The organism is Pseudomonas sp. NPDC089743 (assembly GCF_044748785.1).
GTDB lineage: Bacteria > Pseudomonadota > Gammaproteobacteria > Pseudomonadales > Pseudomonadaceae > Aquipseudomonas > Aquipseudomonas putida_X.
This window is the reverse complement of the sequence record NZ_JBIVGS010000002.1, coordinates 64,276-82,572: the sequence shown is the minus strand read 5'-3', so window position 1 is coordinate 82,572 and position 18,297 is coordinate 64,276. Positions and strand designations below refer to the sequence as shown.

Here is an 18,297-nt window from a genome sequence, read left to right as displayed (position 1 = left end):
AATGCGAGGGCGACGGGCTCAAGTATGGCCGTATTCTGCCGAACTGCTGCCATTGCGCCGCCCGGCTGGCTCAGCCATGGCGCAGGCGGCGCTGTGGCCTGTTCAGTCATGGCAGCAATGCGGTTTGCCGGGCTGGCTTTCGTAGCGATCGTGATGCCGCACCCAGTCCATGGTGCCTTCCTCGTTGCGCCCCAATGGCGCAATGTCGAGGAAATTGTAGGTATTGACCAGGATGTCGAGCCCGCGCGCATAGGTTGAGTAGGTATGAAAGACGCTGCCGTCCTGGTCCCGGTAGAAGGCGCTCAACCCAGGCAGCTCGCTTTCGTTGCCGGTGTAGGGTTCGTAGTTGTAGTGGCTGTTGCCGTCAGTGGCGACACTGACGCCGAAATCTTCATTGAAACTGCTGCCGTTTGACGAGTACCAGGGAAAGCGCCAGCCCATGCGCTGGGCAAATGCCTGGAACTCAGCGCGGGGCGCACGCGAAACGGCGACCAGCGAAACATCGTGATGCGCCAGGTGCAGGTTGGCGCCGTCGAAATGGTCGGCGAGGAACGAGCAGCCGGCGCAGCCTTCGCTCCAGCCTTCGGCGAACATGAAGTGGTAGACCAGCAACTGACTGCGCCCGGCGAACAGGTCGCCTAAACTCAGCTCGCCGTGCGGGCCTTGAAAACGGTAGGGCTGTTCCAGTTTGACCCAGGGCAGGGCGCGGCGGGCGGCGGCCAGTTCGTCGCGCTGGTGGGTAAAGGCTTTTTCATGCAGCCATAGCTGACGGCGGGCGGCCAACCATTGGCTGCGCGAGACGATGTCGGGCTTTTGAGGGTTCATGGGGATGACTCCACACGTGGGGTTCAAGTGTGGTCGAGCGGGCAGGGAGGAGATCGACAGCAGGCCCTGTGCTCGCGACGAGTGGTCAGGGCCCGGCAAGCCCCGTCACACCATGAGGCTCAAGCGCTGCACTGCATCGCTTCTATCACCTCCCACAACCGCGGATCGTCAAAATCATCCACCACAAGCCTGGCCCCCGCAGCCATCAGCCGTTCTGCCGTCTGTGTCGTGGCAACCCCCACGGTAAAGATCCCGGCGCCGCTCGCCGCTTTCACGCCTGGCAACGAATCCTCGAACGCCAGCGCCTCCCTGGCCGTTGCCCCCAGGCGCTGCAAGCCGGTCAAGTACGGCAACGGGTCAGGCTTGGGCCGTGCCAGCTCCTCGGCCACCAGCACATGCTCGAAGTGTGCGCCAAGGCCCATGGCAGTGAGCATGTGCTCGGCATTGAGCCGCGGTGCGTTGGTCACCACGCACATGCCGATACAGCGTGCCCGGGCATAGTCCAGCAGGCGCAGCAGCCCCGGCATGGGTTCAAGGGCAGGGGCCAGCTCGCGGAACAGCGCTTCTTTGCGATCAGCCAGCGCCAGGCATTCCTGCGCGCCGGCGTTTGGGAACAGCTCGGCGAACAAGGGCCCATTGGCCCGGCCGCTGATCTGGGCATCGAACTGGGCCTGGGTCAGCTCACGGCCATCATGGTCGCGCAACAACTGACGGAAAGCCTGCAAATGCAGGGTGTCGGTGTCGGTGAGGGTTCCGTCGAGGTCGAACAGCAGTGCAGTCAGCATCAGGCATCTAGGCAGTAGAAAACACACGTCGGGGCATCATAACCAAACCCAGCGACGAAGGGGGCTGTTCAGTCTTCGCTGAAAAGAGTACAAATGTGCTCCATGGACAATCTTACCCCCAAACGCCGCGCAATCCTCGACTTCATCCGTGAACGCATCACCGATCATGGCCAGCCGCCGAGCCTTGCCGACATCGCCCAGCGTTTCGGCTTCGCCTCCCGCAGTGTTGCGCGCAAGCACATCACTGCCCTGTGCCAGGCCGGCTACATCGACGTCACGCCCAATCAGGCACGTGGCATCCGCCTGGCCGCACGCTTGCGCCGCCCGGAAATTCTCGAAGTGCCCGTGCTCGGCCAGGTGGCTGCAGGCGCGCCGATCGGCCCCGACCTGGGCATTCACGAGCAGTTGCTGATTGACCCCAGCCTGTTCCGGCGTACACCGGACTACCTGCTCAAGGTGCGCGGCGACTCGATGATCGATGACGGCATCTTCGACGGTGACCTGGTGGGTATTCGCCAGCAAGGTGAGGCCCGCGATGGCCAGATCGTGGTCGCCCGCCTCGACGGCGAGGTCACCATCAAACGCCTGCAACGCCAACCCGGCGGCTATCGGCTGCTGCCTCGCAACCCTGCCTATGCGCCGATCGATGTCGGGCCTGAGCGCGAATTCTTCATCGAAGGCGTGTTCTGCGGCCTGTTGAGGCGCGACTGATGGGCGCGGTGGTCGACCTTGACCGCTTGCTGGACCAGCGCCAGGTCTGGCGCGGCCGGCAGGCGCGGGTCCGGCCGGCCGGGTTGCAGCCCACCGGCCATGCGGCGCTTGATCAACGGCTGCCCGAGGGGGGCTGGCCCGCGGCTGCGCTGAGCGAGTTGCTGTTGGCCAGCCCTGGGTGTGGCGAACTGCAACTGTTGTGGCCCTCATTGGCCCGGCTGACCGCCGATGGCGGGCGAGTGGTGCTGGTGGCGCCTCCCTTTATCCCTTACGCACCGGCATGGCAAGCGGCCGGGGTGGACTTGCGCTGGCTGGTCCAGGTCGATGCCCAGCAGGCTGATGCCCTCTGGGCTGCCGAGCAGTGCCTGCGTTCTGGCAGTTGCGCCGCAGTACTGTGCTGGCCGGAGCGAGCCGATGACCGTGCGTTGCGCCGCCTGCAGGTGGCGGCAGAAACCGGGCAGGCGCTGGCTTTTGCCTGCCGGCCGCAGCAGGCTGCGCACAATCCATCCCCGGCCGCGGTGCGCATCGCCATCGACGCGCGGCCCGCGCAATGGCGTGTGCTCAAGTGCCGCGGTGGTTTACCGCCGGCTGCAGCCATCCCCTGTGCCTGGCAGGGGTGATGCAACATGCTCTGGGCCTGCATCCTACTGCCGCAATTGGCGCTGGACTCGATCCTGCGTGAACGTGATGACGCCGATGCGCCACTGGTGCTGATCGGCGGGCCGGCACAACGGCGTGTGTTGCAAGCGGTGAACCCTGCTGCGGCAGCGCTCGGTCTGCGTGCTGGGCTAACCCTCACCGCCGCCCGCGCCTTGGCCGACGGTTTCACCTGCGTTGAAGCAGACGCGGCGCGCATCGAGCAACTGCAGCAATTGCTGGCGGCCTGGGCGTACCGCTTCAGTGCCCAGGTCAGCTTGCATTACCCGCGTGCCGTGTTGCTGGAAGTGGGCTCCAGCCTGCAACTGTTTGGCCCCTGGCCCGTGTTCGAGGCGCGTCTGCGCGAAGAGCTCGCAGCCCTCGGGCTGCGTCAGCGGATTGTCCTGGCCACCAACCCGGTGGCGGCGCGCATGCTTGCCAATGGTCATGACGGCTTGGCGTTGAGCTGCCCGCAAGCAACCCGCGCGGCGCTGGCGCGCATGCCCATTGCGCGGGTGGGGTTGCCACAGGACGCCGCTGAAGCGTTCGCCAGCATGGGGCTGCATCAGCTTGACCAGGTATTGGCCTTGCCGCGTGATGCCCTGGCCAGACGCTTCGGTGCCCAGGTCCAGTTGCACCTGGACCAGCTGCTGGGGCTGCGTACGCTTGGCTTGAGCTTCTATCAACCGCCGGACCGCTTCGAAACGCGGCTGGAGCTCAACTTCGACGTGGAATCGCACCAGGCGTTGCTGTTCCCGTTGCGGCGCATGCTCAACGACCTGGCCGCCTTCCTGGCCGGGCGGGACTGCGGTGTACAGCGGTTCAGCCTGTACCTGGAGCACGCCGAGGGGCCGGACACGCCACTGCAGGTCGGCCTGCTGGCGGCAGAACGTGATGCGGCAATGCTCTTCGAACTGGCGCGCGGGCGCCTGGAGCCGCTGCGCATCCCGGCACCGGTGCGTAATCTGCGCCTGGTGGCCGATGACTTGCCGGCTTTCGTGCCCCAGCACCACGCGTTGTTCGACCCACGGGCCCAGCAGGCCCAACCCTGGGAGCAACTGCGTGAGCGCTTGCGTGCCCGGCTGGGCGACGACGCGGTCACGGGCCTGCGCGCTGAAGCCGACCACCGCCCCGAATGTGCCTGGCAGGCCGCCGAGTATGGCGGGCAGGGCAGCCTGCCCACCTTGCCCGGGAGCCGCCCAGGCTGGTTGTTGCCCCAGCCACTGGCACTGGACCCCAGCGTTCACAGGTTGCTGGGGCAGGCTGAGCGTATCGAGTCGGGCTGGTGGGATGGCGGTGATGTGCGCCGCGACTATTACCGCATCGAAACGCGTGAAGGCCTGCGCGGCTGGGCCTATCGCGACCTGGCCCAGCCCGGAGCCCTGTGGCTGCAAGGCTGGTTCGCATGAGCGCGCCGGGTTACGCCGAACTGCATTGCCTGTCCAACTTCAGCTTCCAGCGCGGCGCATCCAGCGCCGAAGAACTGCTGCGCCGAGCGCGGGAGCAGGGTTACCAGGCCCTGGCGATTACCGATGAGTGCACCCTGGCCGGCATCGTGCGTGCCTGGCAGGCTGCCAAAGCGCAGCAGATCCGCTTGATAGTCGGCAGTGAAGTGCGCGTGCACGATGGCCCGAAGCTGGTGTTGCTGGTCCAGGACCTGGGTGGTTACCAGAACCTGTGCGCCTTGATCACCCGTGCGCGTCGGCGAGCGGAGAAGGGCGACTATCAGTTGTTGCATGACGACCTGCGCGAGCTGCATCAAGGGTTGCTGGCGTTATGGCTTGCCGAGGACTCCAGCGACCTGGCAACCGGTCGATGGTTGCAGGGCGTGTTCGGCGAGCGCCTGTGGCTGGGTGTGCACCTGCACCGTGGCAGTGATGACGAGCGCCGCCTGGCCCAGCTGCGTGGCCTGGCCGGGCAACTGGGCATTCGCGCCGTGGCCTGTGGTGACGTACACATGCATGTCCGCGGCCGGCGGGCCTTGCAGGATTGCATGACCGCTATCGGCCAGCGTTGCACCGTCGCCCAGGCAGGGCGGTATCTGTTTGCCAACGGCGAGCGTCACCTGCGCACGCTGGAGCAACTGGCCGAACTCTATCCGGCCGACCTGCTGAGCGAAACGCTCTGCATTGCCGAACGCTGTCAGTTCGACCTGGGCCAATTGCGCTACCAGTACCCGCGTGAGCTGGTGCCCGAAGGGCAAACCGCGGCCAGTTGGTTGCGCCAGCTGTGCGAGCGTGGGCTGGCCCATCGCTGGCCGGCGGGGGCAAGCGACAAGGTGCGCGAGGTGCTGGCCAAGGAGCTGGCGCTGATCGCTGAGCTTGGCTACGAAAGCTACTTTTTGACTGTGCACGATATCGTCGCCTTTGCCCGCAGCCAGCACATCCTTTGCCAGGGCCGCGGTTCGGCGGCCAACTCTGTGGTGTGTTTCGTGCTCGGCATCACCGAGCTCGACCCAATGAAGCACCGGCTGCTGTTCGAACGTTTCCTGTCACGCGAGCGCAACGAGCCACCGGACATCGACGTCGACTTCGAGCACGACCGTCGCGAAGAAGTGATCCAGTACGTTTTCCGCCGTTATGGCCGGCACCGCGCAGCGCTCACTGCGGTGGTCAATACCTATCATGCTGCCGGCGCGGTGCGTGATGTCGCCCGTGTGCTGGGGTTGCCTGCCGACCAGGTCGATGCCCTGGCCAAGTGCTGTGGCCGCTGGACCGACCGCATCCCGGACGAGCAACGCCTGGCCGAGGCCGGCTTCGAACCCGGCAGCCCCTCGTTGCGGCGCATTCTGGTGCTGGCCGGGCAACTGATAGGCTTCCCCCGCCATCTGTCTCAGCACCCAGGCGGTTTCGTCATTTCCGAGCAACCGCTGGACCACCTGGTGCCGGTCGAGAACGCCGCCATGGCTGAGCGCACGGTCATCCAGTGGGACAAGGACGATCTGGACATGGTCGGCCTGCTCAAGGTCGATGTGCTCGCCCTGGGTATGCTCAGTGCCTTGCGCCGCTGTTTCGACCTGCTGCAGCGGCACCGGGGGCGGCACCTGACCCTGGCGACGATCCCCCCCGAAGACCCGGCCACCTATGCGATGATCAGCCGCGCCGAGACCATGGGCGTGTTCCAGATCGAATCACGCGCTCAGATGGCCATGCTGCCACGGCTCAAGCCCAGCACCTTCTATGACCTGGTGATCGAAGTCGCGATCGTGCGCCCGGGGCCGATTCAGGGCGACATGGTGCACCCCTACTTGCGTAGGCGTTTGAAGCAGGAGCCGGTGACCTACCCATCGCCCAAGCTCAAGGAAGTCTTCGAGCGTACCTTGGGCGTGCCGCTGTTTCAGGAGCAGGTGATGGAGCTGGCCATGGTGGCCGCAGACTACAGCCCGGGCGAGGCCGACCAGTTACGCCGCAGCATGGCGGCCTGGAAGCGCCATGGCGGCCTGGAACCACACCGCGAACGGCTTGTGCAAGGCATGCTGCGCAACGGCTACGACCTGGCGTTTGCCGAGCGCATATTCGAACAGATCAAGGGCTTTGGCAGTTATGGCTTCCCGGAGTCGCACGCCGCCAGTTTCGCCTTGCTGTGCTATGCCAGCAGTTGGCTCAAATGCCATGAACCGGCGATTTTCACCTGTGCGCTGGTCAATAGCTGGCCGATGGGCTTCTACAGCCCCGACCAACTGTTACAGGAGGCACGCCGCCAGGGGATCGAGGTACGGCCGGTGGATGTCGCCCACAGCCAGTGGGATTGCACGCTGGAAGCGGTTGCCGAGGGTGTCCTTGCCATCCGCCTGGGGTTGCGGCAAATCCGCGGTTTCGCCGAAGCCGATGCTCGCCGGCTCGAAGCGGCGCGGGCGCTCAGGCCGTGGCGGGATGTCGAGGACCTGTGCTTGCGTGCCGGCCTCGACAGCAGAGCCCGCGCCCGGTTGGCCGATGCCGGTGCGTTACGCGCCTTGGCTCGTGACCGCTACCAGGCGCGCTGGCAGGTCGCGGCGGTGCAGCCGCAACTGCCCCTGTTCGCCGAGCTGCAGGCAACGCCCGAAGCCGCGGTGGCCTTGCCTGTGCCTAGCGTGGGCGAAGACCTGGTGGCCGACTACGCCACCTTGGGAACCACGCTGGGGCCTCACCCGCTGACCTTGTTGCGCCCGCGTCTGCGGGCGCTGGGCTGTCGCAGCTCGCATGAGTTGGCGGGCGTTGAGCATGGCGATGCAGTCGCCGTGACCGGCCTGGTGGTGGGGCGGCAACGGCCGCAGACCGCCAGCGGGGTGACCTTCGTGACCCTTGAGGATGAATTCGGCATGGTCAATGTGGTGGTCTGGCGCGAGCTGGCCGAGCGGCAGCGGCGTGCGCTGGTGGGGTCTCGATTGCTCAAGGTGAATGGCCGCCTGGAACAGCAGGACGGGGTGCGGCACCTGATTGCACGGCGGCTGGAGGATGTCAGCGTGTTGCTGCAGGGGCTGGACGTGCGCAGCCGGGACTTTCATTGATTCGACCGGCGAACGGGCTGCACAGCAGCCCAGTCGCCGTTGTTGCCGAGCTGTCAAACCATTGCCAGGTGCTGCTTGCGTGTTGGCGCCGGGAATGCCCGGTCAATGGCTTGCAAGTCCTCGCTGGTCAAGGTCAAGCCTGCGGCTGCCGCATTCAACCTGACGTGCTCCGGCGACACCGCCTTGGGGATCGCGATGACACCGTCCTCGCGCGTCACCCAGGCCAGGCAGACCTGCGCCGGGGTGGCCCCATGGCGCTCGGCAATCTCGTGCAGTAACGGGTGCTGCAGCAGCTTGCCGGCCTGGGCCAATGGGCAGTAGGCCATGGTCGGTAGCCCGTGTTGCCGGCTCCAGGGCAGCAGGTCGAACTCGATGCCACGCTGCACGGGGTTGTACAGCACCTGGTTGGTGCCGCAGTCAGGGCGGTCCAGCTCGATCAGGTCGTCGACATCGAAGTTGGAAACACCCCAGCGGCGAATCTTGCCCTGTTCGCGCAAGCGTTCGAACGCCTCGACGGTTTCTTCCAGCGGGTACTGGCCGCGCCAGTGCAGCAGGTACAAGTCGATGACATCGGTGCCCAAGCGAGCGAGGCTGCGTTCACAGGCAGCGGGTACACCGCGCCGGCTGGCATTGTGCGGGTACACCTTGCTGACCAAAAAGACTTGATCGCGCCGCCCGGCGATAGCCTGGCCGACCACTTCTTCGGCGCCACCTTCGGCATACATTTCGGCGGTGTCGATCAGGTTCATACCCAGATCGATGCCGTGTTGCAGGGCGGCAACCTCAGCAGCCCTGCGTGCCGGGTCTTCGCCCATGTACCAGGTGCCCTGGCCGATGGCCGGCACGTTGCAACCTGCCAGTTTCATGTAACGCATGTCACCTCCGGAATCTGGGTATGGGAAAGCAGTACCTCAAGCAGCGCCTGCGCTGCAGTGGACAGTTTATGGTCGCTCAAGGCGATTACGCCGATCCGCCGTTCGACAGTGGGCTGTACCAGGGTAATGCAACGCGCGCCGAGCTCCTGCATCTGGTTGATGCACAGCGCCGGCACCGCGCTCACGCCCAGCCCACTGGCGACCATGCGGCCAATGGTCGAGAGCTGGTGGCTTTCAAACGCCACCGCCAGCTTGCCGTGCAGTGCCGCCACGTTCTGCTCCAGCAGCAGGCGCACCGCCGAAGGGCGCTGCAGGGCGATGAAATCTTCGCCCAGCAGCTGCGCCCAGCTGACTTCGGCCAGCTCTGACAACGGGGAGTCGGTGGGCACCACGGCAACGAAACGGTCCAGGTACAGCGGGTGGAAGCGCAGGCCGTCGGTGTTTTCCGGTTCGAAGCCGATGCCCAGTTCGACGCGGCGGTGGCGCACCAGTTCCAGAACCTGCTCGTTGATCACATCGTGCACCGTGACGTTGACCTTAGGGTAACGCTGGCGAAACACCTTGAGTGAGTAGGGCAGCAGGTTGCCGGCAAACGCCGGCATGGCCGCCACCGACACCCGCCCCAATTGCAGGGTAAAACGCTGGCGCAGCATCTCCTCGGTGTCGTCCCAGTCGGCCAGCAGGCGCCGGGCCAGTGGCAGCAGGACCTCACCTTCAGCGGTCAGGCTGACGCTGCGCGTGGTTCGGGTGAGCAGGGCGCCACCCAGGTTGTCCTCCAGTGCCTTGATGGTAAGGCTCAGCGCCGGTTGCGAGACATGCAGGTGTTCGCCGGCCTGGGCAAAACTCTGGTACTTGGCCACGGCGACGAAGGCGCGCAGTTGCTTGACGTTCATGGCGGGCTCACAGGCTGTTTTGAAAAAGTTATCAATCGATGACGAAAACAAAATTAACAAATCAGTCGCCAGCGGTGAAGATGCCTGCACACGCTCACCGACAGCCTCGTCGGTCAACAACTACAAAAGGCGGATCAGCATGGCCGGACTGGACAAGCGCGTAGCAACCTATGAACAGGCCCTCGAAGGCCTGACCGACGACATGACGGTACTGGCCGGCGGCTTCGGCCTGTGCGGCATCCCGGAAAACCTCATTGCCGAAATCAAGCGCCGTGGCGTCAAGGGCCTCACCGTGGTTTCCAACAACTGCGGCGTCGATGGCTTTGGCCTGGGCGTACTGCTGGAAGAGCGGCAGATCCGCAAGATGATTGCCTCCTACGTCGGCGAGAATGCCGAATTCGAGCGCCAGTTGCTCAGTGGCGAGCTGGAAGTGGAACTGACCCCGCAAGGCACCCTGGCCGAAAAAATGCGCGCTGGCGGCGCCGGCATCCCGGCCTTCTTCACCGCAACCGGCTACGGCACGCCAGTTGCCGAGGGCAAGGAAGTGCGCGAGTTCAAGGGCCGCAACTACATCCTGGAAGAATCGATCACCGGTGACTTCGCCATCGTCAAAGGCTGGAAGGCCGACCACTACGGCAACGTGGTGTACCGCAACACCGCGCAAAACTTCAACCCGCTGGCCGCCACCGCCGGCAAGATCACCGTGGTCGAAGTCGAAGAAATCGTCGAGCCAGGCGTGCTGCTGCCCAGCGAGATCCACACCCCTGGCATCTTCGTCGACCGGGTCATCGTCGGCACCTTCGAAAAACGCATCGAAAAGCGCACCGTCAAGGCCTGAGCGCCGTCCTCCAGAACAATAAAGAGACTTTCACCATGGCACTGACCCGCGAACAGATGGCACAACGCGTCGCACGCGAACTGCAGGACGGCTTCTACGTCAACCTCGGCATCGGCATCCCCACCCTGGTGGCCAACTACGTCCCTGCTGACATGGATGTGATGCTGCAGTCGGAAAATGGCCTGTTGGGGATGGGCGAATTCCCTACCGAGAGCACGATCGACGCCGACATGATCAATGCCGGCAAGCAGACCGTCACCGCCCGTCGCGGCGCCTCGATCTTCGATTCGGCACAATCGTTCGCCATGATCCGTGGCGGCCATGTCGACCTCACTGTGCTCGGCGCCTTCGAAGTGGATGTCGAGGGCAATATCGCCTCGTGGATGATCCCGGGCAAGCTGGTCAAGGGTATGGGCGGCGCGATGGACCTGGTCGCCGGGGCCGAGAACATCATCGTCACCATGACTCACGCCTCGAAAGACGGCGAATCCAAGCTGCTGCCACGCTGCAGCCTGCCGCTGACCGGCGCCGGCTGCATCCGCAAGGTGCTCACTGACTTGGCGTACCTGGAGATCGAAAACGGTGCCTTCATCCTGCGCGAAACCGCACCGGGGGTGAGCGTCGAAGAAATCGTCGCGAAAACCGCCGGCAAGCTGATCGTGCCGGATGATGTGAAGGAAATGTCCTTCTGATACACCTCCCCAGCCCTGTGGCAGTGGCGGCAACGGCGAATGCGCTGGTGAATGCACCAACGCTTTCGACGGTGGCGCTACTGCCACAGGGTTTTGTGCGTTGTGCCTGAAACGTTACACCCCATAAAACCAATAAAAAGGAAGTTACCGTGGCCGCTGAAATCCAAGACAGCCGCTCCGCTCGATTTGCCCTGCGTTGCTCCAACTGGGCCGAGCGCTGGTTCCCCGATTCCTGGGTGTTCGCCGCCCTGGCAGTGGTGCTGGTATGCCTTGGCGCCATGGCCATGGGCGCCAAACCTACCGATACCGCCAAGGCCTTTGGCGATGGCTTCTGGAGCTTGATCCCGTTCACCATGCAAATGGCCTTCGTGGTCATCGGCGGTTATGTGGTGGCCAGCTCGCCCCCAGCCGCTCGGCTGATCGATCGCCTGGCGCGGGTGCCGAAGAACGGCCGTTCGGCGGTGTGCTGGGTGGCGCTGATCTCGATGCTGGCATCCTTGCTCAACTGGGGCCTGTCCCTGGTGTTCGGTGGCCTGCTGGTGCGCGCGCTGGCACGGCGCAGTGACCTGAAGATGGACTACCGCGCCGCCGGTGCTGCTGCGTACCTTGGCCTGGGGGCCGTCTGGGCCCTGGGGCTGTCGTCTTCAGCGGCGCAGTTGCAGGCCAACCCGGCCAGCCTGCCGCCGTCCATTTTGTCGATAACCGGCGTCATCCCATTCACCGAGACCATCTTCCTCTGGCAGTCCGGGGTATTGCTGGCCGCGCTGGTCATCGTCTCGTTGGTGATCGCCTACGCCACCGCACCTGGCCCGAACAGTGCGCGCAGTGCCGAAGACTGCGGCGTCGACCCCAGCTTCACCGCACCGCCCGCACCCCAGCGCACGCGCCCGGGTGAATGGCTGGAATACAGCCCGATCCTGATCCTGCTGATGGTGGCGCTGGCTGGCGGCTGGCTGTACCAAGAGTTCGCCACCAAGCCTGCCATTACCGCAATCTCCGGGCTCAATACCTACAACCTGCTGTTCATCATGCTTGGCGCTTTGCTGCACTGGCGCCCACGCAGCTTCCTGGACGCCGTGGCGCGTGCGGTGCCGACCACCACCGGGGTGTTGATCCAGTTCCCGCTGTACGGCTCGATCGCCGCCATCCTCACCCAGGTGAAGGGTGTCGACGAGCAGACCCTGGCCCACCACATCTCGTTGTTCTTCACCCAGATCGCCACCCATGACACCTATGCCGTGCTCATGGGCGTGTACTCAGCGGTGCTGGGGTTCTTCATCCCCTCGGGGGGTGGCAAGTGGATCATCGAAGCGCCCTACGTCATGTTGGTGGCCAATGACCTGCAGTATCACCTGGGCTGGGCAGTCCAGATCTACAACGCCGCCGAGGCGCTGCCGAACCTGATCAATCCGTTTTACATGCTGCCGCTGCTCGGGGTTCTGGGCCTGAAAGCGCGTGACCTGATCGGCTTTTCGTTCGTGCAACTGCTGGTGCATGTGCCGCTGGTGCTGGTGTTGCTCTGGGCGTTGGGGACGACCTTGCAGTATGTGCCGCCGGTGATGCCTTGAGCTGAACGTGCATTGAAGGAGCGGCTGAACACTCCTTGAACAGGTGTGTATCATGGCGAGCCGGGCACAAAAGTAGCTCTTATCGCGCCGGTTTTGACGGCTCGGCACAGGACCGGGTACAGCAGCAGACGAGGGCGAGGCGATGATCGAGGTGTCGCGGTTCTGGCGGGATTCGGCGTTGCCCTTCGTAGAAGCAAGGCGCGTTGGGGATGGGCGTCAAGTGTGCTACGCCGCCCATTCCCATGAGAGTTTTTCGATCGGCGTGATCACCGGGGGGCGTAGCACCTTCCTGAGTAGAGGCAGCCATGTCGAAGTGGTCGCTGGCACCACAGTGCTGATGAACCCTGGCGTGGTGCACGCGTGCAATCCGATTGCAGGGCAGGGGTGGTCGTACCTTATGCTGTTCGTGGACATGCCGTGGCTGGAGGGCATCGGTTTCAAGTTGCCAGCGCAAACCTGGAGTACCTCGCCGGCACTGTACAGTGCCGGGCTGCAAATGTTTGCCGACCTGTTCGACGGCAACCTGGATGACCGGGAGGCCCGGCTGGCGCGTTTTTTCAGTGTGCTACCAAACCACCTGCAGGCTGCTGCCGGCAGAACGCAAGCCCACCACCCGCAGTTGGAGGCGGCAGCTGCATTCATCCGGGCCCACCGCACTGACCCGCTGACCCTGGAGGACATCTGTGCTGCCAGCCGTTTGTCCCGCTCTTATCTGATCCGTGCCTTCGGCGAGCGTTTCGGTCTTACCCCGCATGGCTACCTGCTTGATCAGCGCGTGCAGTATGCCCGCGCGCAACTGCGCACGGGGCGGGCGATTGCCGAAGTGGCACTGGAGGCAGGGTTTGCCGATCAGGCCCATCTACAGCGGGCGTTCAAGCAACATTTGGCGGCGACGCCCGGGCATTATCGCAAGGCAGAAAGGGCCGGCTCAGCGAGCGTCAAACGAGTAGATACAGCGCACTGAACACCAGCAGTATTGCCAAGCATCGATTGAACCTCTGCACGTAGTGCGGCTTGCGCAAGTAACGCTGAATCATACTGCCTGCCCAAGCCCAACTTGCCACTGAAACGAAACAGACTGGTCCATAGATCCAGGTGAACAGCCACAGCATCTGCTGCTCGCCACCGGTATACGCTGCCACGCCCGCCACCGCCGCCAGCCAGGCCTTGGGGTTCAGCCACTGCATGGCTGCACCCTCCCAGGCCGAAGGGGCGCGTTGGTGGCGCTCACCTCCCAACTGGCCGTCATCACTGGCCAGCTTCCACGCCAGGTACAGCAGGAACGCCACGCCGCCCCAATGCAGCGCCACGCCTAGCAAAGGCCAGCGCGTCAACAGGGCGTGCAAACCGAGGCCCACCAGTACTAGCAGCAGGCAAAATCCCAACGTCGCCCCGGCCACATGGGCGAGGCTGGCGCGCAGGCCGTGACATGCTCCGCTGCCAAGGGCGACGATGTTTACCGGGCCGGGGGATATCGATGCTGCCAGCGCGAACGCAGCCATTGAGAGGTACAGGCTCATCGTAAATGTCCATATGGAGGGGAAGCTTCCCATGCTGCGCAAAAGGGAAATCGGGATATTGAAGAAAAGTCCCTCAAACCACGTACAGGTTTTGTAATAGTTTGGCGCTATCAGAATGATGTTTCGCTCTTGTAGGATTATTTTCCCTATCTTCTATCCAGGTCCCCATGAGCACCTTCGCGGAACCCCCCAGTTTTCGGCCGTCCTGGCCATCCTTCACCCGTCTTCGTGACGCTTCTTTCGTGAGTACCCGCTAATGGAATGGCTAGCCGACCCCACGGCCTGGCTGGGCCTGTTGACGCTTATCGTCCTCGAGCTGGTGCTGGGTATCGACAACCTGGTGTTCATCGCCATCCTGGCCGACAAACTGCCGCCGCATCAGCGCGATCGCGCGCGGGTGATCGGTCTGAGCCTGGCGCTGATCATGCGCCTGGGCCTGCTGGCCAGTATCTCGTGGATGGTCACCCTGACCGCGCCGTTGTTCGAGGTGTTCGGCAAGAGCTTCTCCGGCCGTGACCTGATCATGCTGTTCGGCGGTGTGTTCCTGCTGTTCAAGGCCACCATGGAGTTGCATGAACGCCTCGAAGGCCATGTCACCCAAGCCAGTGGCGCGGTGCGCCATGCCGCGTTCTGGCCCATCGTGGCGCAGATCGTGGTGCTCGACGCCGTATTCTCGCTCGACGCGGTGATCACTGCAGTGGGTATGGTCGAACACCTGTCGGTGATGATGATCGCGGTGATCTTCTCGATCGGCATCATGATCGTTGCTAGCAAGCCGCTGACCCGCTTCGTCAACGCTCACCCGACGGTGATCATGCTGTGCCTGGGCTTCTTGATGATGATCGGCTTCAGCCTGACCGCCGAAGGCCTGGGCTTCCATATCCCCAAAGGCTATCTGTATGCGGCCATTGGTTTCTCGATCCTGATCGAGCTGTTCAACCAGCTGGCCCGTGCTCGCCGCAAGCGTAGCCTGCAGCAGCACCGGCCACTGCGTGAGCGTACCGCCCACGCTGTGCTGCGCCTGCTCGGCGGGCGCAGGGTGGAGGCTGACGAGGTCGGTGAGGAGATCGCTGACCTGGTCGCGGGCGGTGAGGAACATGTGCTGTTCGACCGCCGTGAACGGGTGATGATCAGTGGTGTGCTGAACCTGGCCGAGCGGCCGATCCGCACGGTGATGACTGCCCGTACCGAAGTCGACGTCCTCGACCTGGCGCAGCCTGCGGCGACGATTACCGAGGCGTTGGCCAACTCACCTTACTCGCGCCTGCCGCTGATCCGTGACGGCCGCATCGACGAGCCGCTGGGCTTTGTACACAAGAAAGAACTGCTCAAAGAGCTGCTCTCTGGCAACCAGCCAGACCTTGAGCGCATGGCCCGGGCGCCGTTGAATCTGCTGGAAAGCTTCAGCATCCTCAACGCGCTGGAGCAGATGCGCAGCCAGTCCACGCACATCGCCTTCGTGGTGAACGAATTCGGTGACTTCACCGGCCTGCTGACCATGACCGACATTCTCGAGTCGATCGCCGGTGAGCTGCCGGATGCCAGCGAGGTGGAAGGCCCGGCGATCGTCGAGGACGCTGATGGCTTCGTCGTCAGCGGCGCGCTGAACCTCAGCCAGGTGCAGGCGCGCACCGGCTTCAGCGCGCGTGCGACCGAAGATTACCAGACCCTTGCCGGCCTGGTGATGAGCCTGCTCGACCGCCTGCCGGTGGTCGGTGACCACCTGGCCTGGAACGGCTGGAGCATGACGGTGGTGGCGGTGGAAGAACGGCGGGTGCGCCAGGTGCGCCTTAAACCGAACGGCGACGTTGGCGCAGCAGGTGCTTGAAACCCTCAAGCACCAGCACCAGGACCGCGGCCCAGATCGGCAGGTAAGTCAGCCACTGATCCGGGCCGATCGTCTCGCCCAGCAGCAGCGCTACGCCCACCAGCAGCACCGGTTCGACATAGCTGAGCAGGCCGAACAGGCTGAACGGCAGCAGTCGGCTGGCCAGCACGTAGGCGATCAGGGCTGAGGCACTGATCGCGCCAAGCAGTGGAATCAGACCGTACAGGCCAGGATGTGCAACCAGGTCAGCACTGGACAGCGGGCCTTGGCTGACGAAGTACAGGGCCCAGGGCAGCAACAGGCACATGTCGCACCACAAGCCGCCCAGGTGGTCGGTGCGGCAGCGCCGGCGCAGCACGAAGTAGACGGGGTAGCCGATCATCACCAGCATGGTTTCCCAGGCGAAGCTGCCGTGCTGGTAAAGCTCGTGCGCCACGCCCAGCGCAGCGCAGGCCACCGCCACTTTTTGCAGGCGTGACGGGCGTTCGCCGTACACCAGGCGGCCCGTCAGCACCATCGCCAGCGGCAGCAGGAAGTAGCCCATCGACACCTCAAGGCTACGCCCGTGCAGGGGCGCCCAGAGGAACAGCCACAGTTGCACGCCCATCAGCCATGAGGTGCCCACCATGCCCAGCAGCAGCGCTGGGGTCTGGCGCACGCGCGCGAGCAAGTCACCGACCCGTTTCCAGTCTTTGCTGGCCAGCATGAACAGTGTCAGGCAGGGCAGCGTCAGCAGCGTGCGCCAGCCAAAGATCTCTTCGCCATCGAGCGGAGTGAGCAGGGAGGTATAGAAGTACATCACGGCGAACAGGCAGGAGGCCATGACCGAACAGAGAATGCCTTTTGACACGAATGCCTCGAATAGCGGGGTGGGCGGTGGGATCAGCCGCGCATGATCTCAGGGGCCGCGTCATGCGGCAACCGCGGCACGCCTGGTCGCGTGGCCAGCGCCTGGAGAAATTGCGCTGCCGGCATTGGCCTGGCGAACAGATAGCCCTGCTGAAAGTCCACGTCATACCGGGCCAGATAGTCGCGCTGCACTTCGGTTTCCACGCCTTCGGCAACGATGCCCAGGCCCAGCTTCCCCGAAAGTTCGATGATGCTGTCGAGGATATGCTGTGACAGCGCATCACCGCCGATCATTGCCACGAAGCTCTGGTCGATCTTCAGGTAGTCGACCTTGAACTGGCGCAGATAATTGAGACTGGACTGGCCTGTGCCGAAGTCGTCCAGTGCGATCATCACGCCCATCTCATGGAGCTGTTCGAACAGTTCGAGGGTCACTGCGCTGGCCTCGATCAGTTTGCGCTCAGTCAGCTCCAGCGTCAGCACCACCCGCCCGGGGGGGAAGTGCCCGAGGAACGTGCGGCAGTCGTCGATCAGGGCCAGGTCACGGCAGTGATCGGCCGTGATGTTGATGCCGATGTGGAAGCCGTCTTCCAGCAATGCTGCGTAAGGCGCCAGGCTTTGCGCAGTGTGCTGCATCAATGCCCGGGTCATGTCGACGATCTGACCGCTGTGTTCGGCATAGGGAATGAACAGGTCGGGGCGCACCAGGCCTTCTTGCGGGTGGTCCCAGCGCATCAGCACTTCGGCGCCAGCCCAGCGGTAGTCGCCCTTGCGCACCACCGGCTGGAAAAACGGCAGGAACTCGTCGGCTTCCAGCGCACGGCGCAGTTCGGCGCGGGGTGAGTTGGCGCGGCGGATTTGCCAGCGGCAGGTGCAACCGGCTGCAACACCGAGCAACAGCAGCAAGCTGAGCAGTGCCGGGTAGCGGCTGCGCAGTAATTCGCTGCGTTTGTCGGCGGTGTAACCGCCGTGGACGCTGAAAGGGTAGTGCGTCGACCCGAGTGTCACGTCGCCAATGGCTGCAGGGGGTGGCAGGCCTTGATGCACCACGCCATCCTTGCCCATCCACGCCGTGCCGACACGCAAGTGCAGTGCCTCGCTGGGGCCGATAAGGCGCAGCGCGGTCAGCAAATGGTCGCCATCGACAGTGGTGATGGCGCCTCGGTCGCCGTCACTGGCCCGATACACCAGCAATGGGTGCCCCGGTGTCACGGAGTTGCCGTCCATCAGCCACAGCTTTCCATCGCTGTAGTCGCGGGGGGCCACCGGCTCGTCGAATTCGCCGAACAGCGAGGTGCAGTACAGCGTGTCTTGCCGGAACAGGTTGGTCGAGCGCACGAAGGCGTTGCGCGTCACCTCTTTGCGCAAGGCCAGTTCGGCTTGCGCGCACGGGCTGCCCGCCAATGGCAGCAGCGTCTGAGCGGCACCGGAAAGGCTGTCGAGAATATGCTCGACCTGTTCGACCACTTGCCGTGTGGTGGCCTGGCTGCTGGCGCGCAGTTCGCGCTCGATTTGCCAGTGCATCACGATCAGGCCGAACGCCAGGGGCAAGATGCCAACGCCCCATGGGAGGAGGGTGCGCCAGCTCCAGCGGGCGGGTCTTTTACTGCGCAGGGGCATGTTGGCGTATTCTTGACTTGAAATGACTGAGGATAGCCGTTTGTCGTCGCAGCCGGAGAACAAATGCGCGACAAAGAAATTTACGCACTGTAGAATCGGTTTACGATTACAACAATAAGGTCTTTCATCACTGAAGGATCATCCCCACCGAGAATGGGACTATATGACAAA

General features: G+C 64.0%; 16 protein-coding genes. 9 read left to right on the top strand and 7 right to left on the bottom strand.

Going from position 1 to position 18,297, the window contains the following annotated elements:
• Positions 1–102 precede the first annotated feature (102 nt).
• Positions 103–825: a DUF899 domain-containing protein gene (locus ACIPZC_RS03790; RefSeq protein WP_400624927.1), complete on the bottom strand. Its 723-nt coding sequence runs from the start codon at positions 823–825 to the stop codon at positions 103–105.
• 119 nt (positions 826–944) lie between these two features.
• Positions 945–1,610, bottom strand: coding sequence for an HAD family hydrolase (locus ACIPZC_RS03785; protein WP_400624925.1), 666 nt, complete (start codon positions 1,608–1,610; stop codon positions 945–947).
• Positions 1,611–1,703: 93 nt separating this feature from the next.
• On the opposite strand from ACIPZC_RS03785, the gene lexA reads away from it, so the two are divergent.
• From lexA to ACIPZC_RS03765, 4 genes are read left to right on the top strand one after another with little or no spacing between them, the layout of a single operon-like run.
• Positions 1,704–2,321, top strand: a complete 618-nt coding sequence (gene lexA, locus ACIPZC_RS03780; protein ID WP_400624923.1) for a transcriptional repressor LexA — start codon at positions 1,704–1,706, stop codon at positions 2,319–2,321.
• Entirely contained in the window at positions 2,321–2,941 is a 621-nt protein-coding gene (gene imuA / locus ACIPZC_RS03775) for a translesion DNA synthesis-associated protein ImuA (protein ID WP_267823417.1), read from the top strand. Before lexA ends, imuA begins: the two co-directional genes overlap by 1 nt.
• A gap of 6 nt (positions 2,942–2,947) precedes the next feature.
• Positions 2,948–4,366: a Y-family DNA polymerase gene (locus ACIPZC_RS03770; protein WP_400624921.1), complete on the top strand. Its 1,419-nt coding sequence runs from the start codon at positions 2,948–2,950 to the stop codon at positions 4,364–4,366.
• The gene (locus tag ACIPZC_RS03765; RefSeq protein WP_400624919.1) at positions 4,363–7,443 is read left to right on the top strand and encodes an error-prone DNA polymerase; all 3,081 of its coding nucleotides are present in this window, start codon (positions 4,363–4,365) and stop codon (positions 7,441–7,443) included. Before ACIPZC_RS03770 ends, ACIPZC_RS03765 begins: the two co-directional genes overlap by 4 nt.
• A 53-nt stretch (positions 7,444–7,496) precedes the next feature.
• Here ACIPZC_RS03765 and ACIPZC_RS03760 read toward each other — a convergent pair whose 3' ends face one another.
• The gene (locus ACIPZC_RS03760; protein ID WP_400624917.1) at positions 7,497–8,318 is read right to left on the bottom strand and encodes an aldo/keto reductase; all 822 of its coding nucleotides are present in this window, start codon (positions 8,316–8,318) and stop codon (positions 7,497–7,499) included.
• Positions 8,306–9,211 (bottom strand): LysR family transcriptional regulator, encoded by a 906-nt coding sequence (locus tag ACIPZC_RS03755; RefSeq protein ID WP_400624915.1) that lies wholly within the window; start codon positions 9,209–9,211, stop codon positions 8,306–8,308. The genes ACIPZC_RS03760 and ACIPZC_RS03755 overlap by 13 nt, the downstream gene beginning before the upstream one ends.
• Before the next feature lie 139 nt (positions 9,212–9,350).
• On the opposite strand from ACIPZC_RS03755, the gene ACIPZC_RS03750 reads away from it, so the two are divergent.
• From ACIPZC_RS03750 to ACIPZC_RS03735, 4 genes are all read left to right on the top strand, one after another.
• Positions 9,351–10,049: a CoA transferase subunit A gene (locus ACIPZC_RS03750; protein WP_241805764.1), complete on the top strand. Its 699-nt coding sequence runs from the start codon at positions 9,351–9,353 to the stop codon at positions 10,047–10,049.
• A gap of 35 nt (positions 10,050–10,084) precedes the next feature.
• Positions 10,085–10,741 carry a CoA transferase subunit B gene (locus tag ACIPZC_RS03745; RefSeq protein WP_241805763.1) on the top strand — a complete coding sequence of 219 codons (657 nt, stop codon included), beginning with the start codon at positions 10,085–10,087 and terminating at the stop codon, positions 10,739–10,741.
• A 149-nt stretch (positions 10,742–10,890) separates the two neighbouring features.
• Complete coding sequence (locus ACIPZC_RS03740; protein WP_241805762.1) at positions 10,891–12,309, top strand: TIGR00366 family protein; 1,419 nt, start codon at positions 10,891–10,893, stop codon at positions 12,307–12,309.
• 142 nt (positions 12,310–12,451) lie between these two features.
• A complete protein-coding gene (locus ACIPZC_RS03735; RefSeq protein WP_400624912.1) occupies positions 12,452–13,273 on the top strand; it encodes a helix-turn-helix domain-containing protein in 822 nt (273 codons plus the stop codon).
• Here the strand turns inward: ACIPZC_RS03735 and ACIPZC_RS03730 are convergent.
• A complete protein-coding gene (locus ACIPZC_RS03730; protein ID WP_400624910.1) occupies positions 13,248–13,829 on the bottom strand; it encodes a LysE family translocator in 582 nt (193 codons plus the stop codon). The two genes, ACIPZC_RS03735 and ACIPZC_RS03730, sit on opposite strands and share 26 nt — an antisense overlap.
• 256 nt (positions 13,830–14,085) lie before the next feature.
• Here ACIPZC_RS03730 and ACIPZC_RS03725 point away from each other — a divergent pair, with 256 nt between their 5' ends.
• Positions 14,086–15,657 carry a TerC family protein gene (locus ACIPZC_RS03725; protein ID WP_241805761.1) on the top strand — a complete coding sequence of 524 codons (1,572 nt, stop codon included), beginning with the start codon at positions 14,086–14,088 and terminating at the stop codon, positions 15,655–15,657.
• Here ACIPZC_RS03725 and rarD read toward each other — a convergent pair.
• Both rarD and ACIPZC_RS03715 read right to left on the bottom strand, forming a co-directional pair.
• The gene (gene rarD, locus ACIPZC_RS03720) at positions 15,620–16,507 is read right to left on the bottom strand and encodes an EamA family transporter RarD (RefSeq protein ID WP_400624908.1); all 888 of its coding nucleotides are present in this window, start codon (positions 16,505–16,507) and stop codon (positions 15,620–15,622) included. The genes ACIPZC_RS03725 and rarD overlap by 38 nt on opposite strands.
• A 32-nt stretch (positions 16,508–16,539) precedes the next feature.
• Positions 16,540–18,126 carry an EAL domain-containing protein gene (locus tag ACIPZC_RS03715; RefSeq protein WP_400624906.1) on the bottom strand — a complete coding sequence of 529 codons (1,587 nt, stop codon included), beginning with the start codon at positions 18,124–18,126 and terminating at the stop codon, positions 16,540–16,542.
• Positions 18,127–18,297 lie beyond the last annotated feature (171 nt).

Excerpts from the sequence above, each read along its gene's own strand:
- ACIPZC_RS03790 (WP_400624927.1), bottom strand. The coding sequence starts at position 825 with ATGAACCCTCAAAAGCCCGACATCGTCTCGCGCAGCCAATGGTTGGCC.
- ACIPZC_RS03785 (WP_400624925.1), bottom strand. The coding sequence starts at position 1,610 with ATGCTGACTGCACTGCTGTTCGACCTCGACGGAACCCTCACCGACACC.
- lexA (WP_400624923.1), top strand. The coding sequence starts at position 1,704 with ATGTGCTCCATGGACAATCTTACCCCCAAACGCCGCGCAATCCTCGAC.
- imuA (WP_267823417.1), top strand. The coding sequence starts at position 2,321 with ATGGGCGCGGTGGTCGACCTTGACCGCTTGCTGGACCAGCGCCAGGTC.
- ACIPZC_RS03770 (WP_400624921.1), top strand. The coding sequence starts at position 2,948 with ATGCTCTGGGCCTGCATCCTACTGCCGCAATTGGCGCTGGACTCGATC.
- ACIPZC_RS03765 (WP_400624919.1), top strand. The coding sequence starts at position 4,363 with ATGAGCGCGCCGGGTTACGCCGAACTGCATTGCCTGTCCAACTTCAGC.
- ACIPZC_RS03760 (WP_400624917.1), bottom strand. The coding sequence starts at position 8,318 with ATGCGTTACATGAAACTGGCAGGTTGCAACGTGCCGGCCATCGGCCAG.
- ACIPZC_RS03755 (WP_400624915.1), bottom strand. The coding sequence starts at position 9,211 with ATGAACGTCAAGCAACTGCGCGCCTTCGTCGCCGTGGCCAAGTACCAG.
- ACIPZC_RS03750 (WP_241805764.1), top strand. The coding sequence starts at position 9,351 with ATGGCCGGACTGGACAAGCGCGTAGCAACCTATGAACAGGCCCTCGAA.
- ACIPZC_RS03745 (WP_241805763.1), top strand. The coding sequence starts at position 10,085 with ATGGCACTGACCCGCGAACAGATGGCACAACGCGTCGCACGCGAACTG.
- ACIPZC_RS03735 (WP_400624912.1), top strand. The coding sequence starts at position 12,452 with ATGATCGAGGTGTCGCGGTTCTGGCGGGATTCGGCGTTGCCCTTCGTA.
- ACIPZC_RS03730 (WP_400624910.1), bottom strand. The coding sequence starts at position 13,829 with ATGAGCCTGTACCTCTCAATGGCTGCGTTCGCGCTGGCAGCATCGATA.
- ACIPZC_RS03725 (WP_241805761.1), top strand. The coding sequence starts at position 14,086 with ATGGAATGGCTAGCCGACCCCACGGCCTGGCTGGGCCTGTTGACGCTT.
- ACIPZC_RS03715 (WP_400624906.1), bottom strand. The coding sequence starts at position 18,126 with ATGCCCCTGCGCAGTAAAAGACCCGCCCGCTGGAGCTGGCGCACCCTC.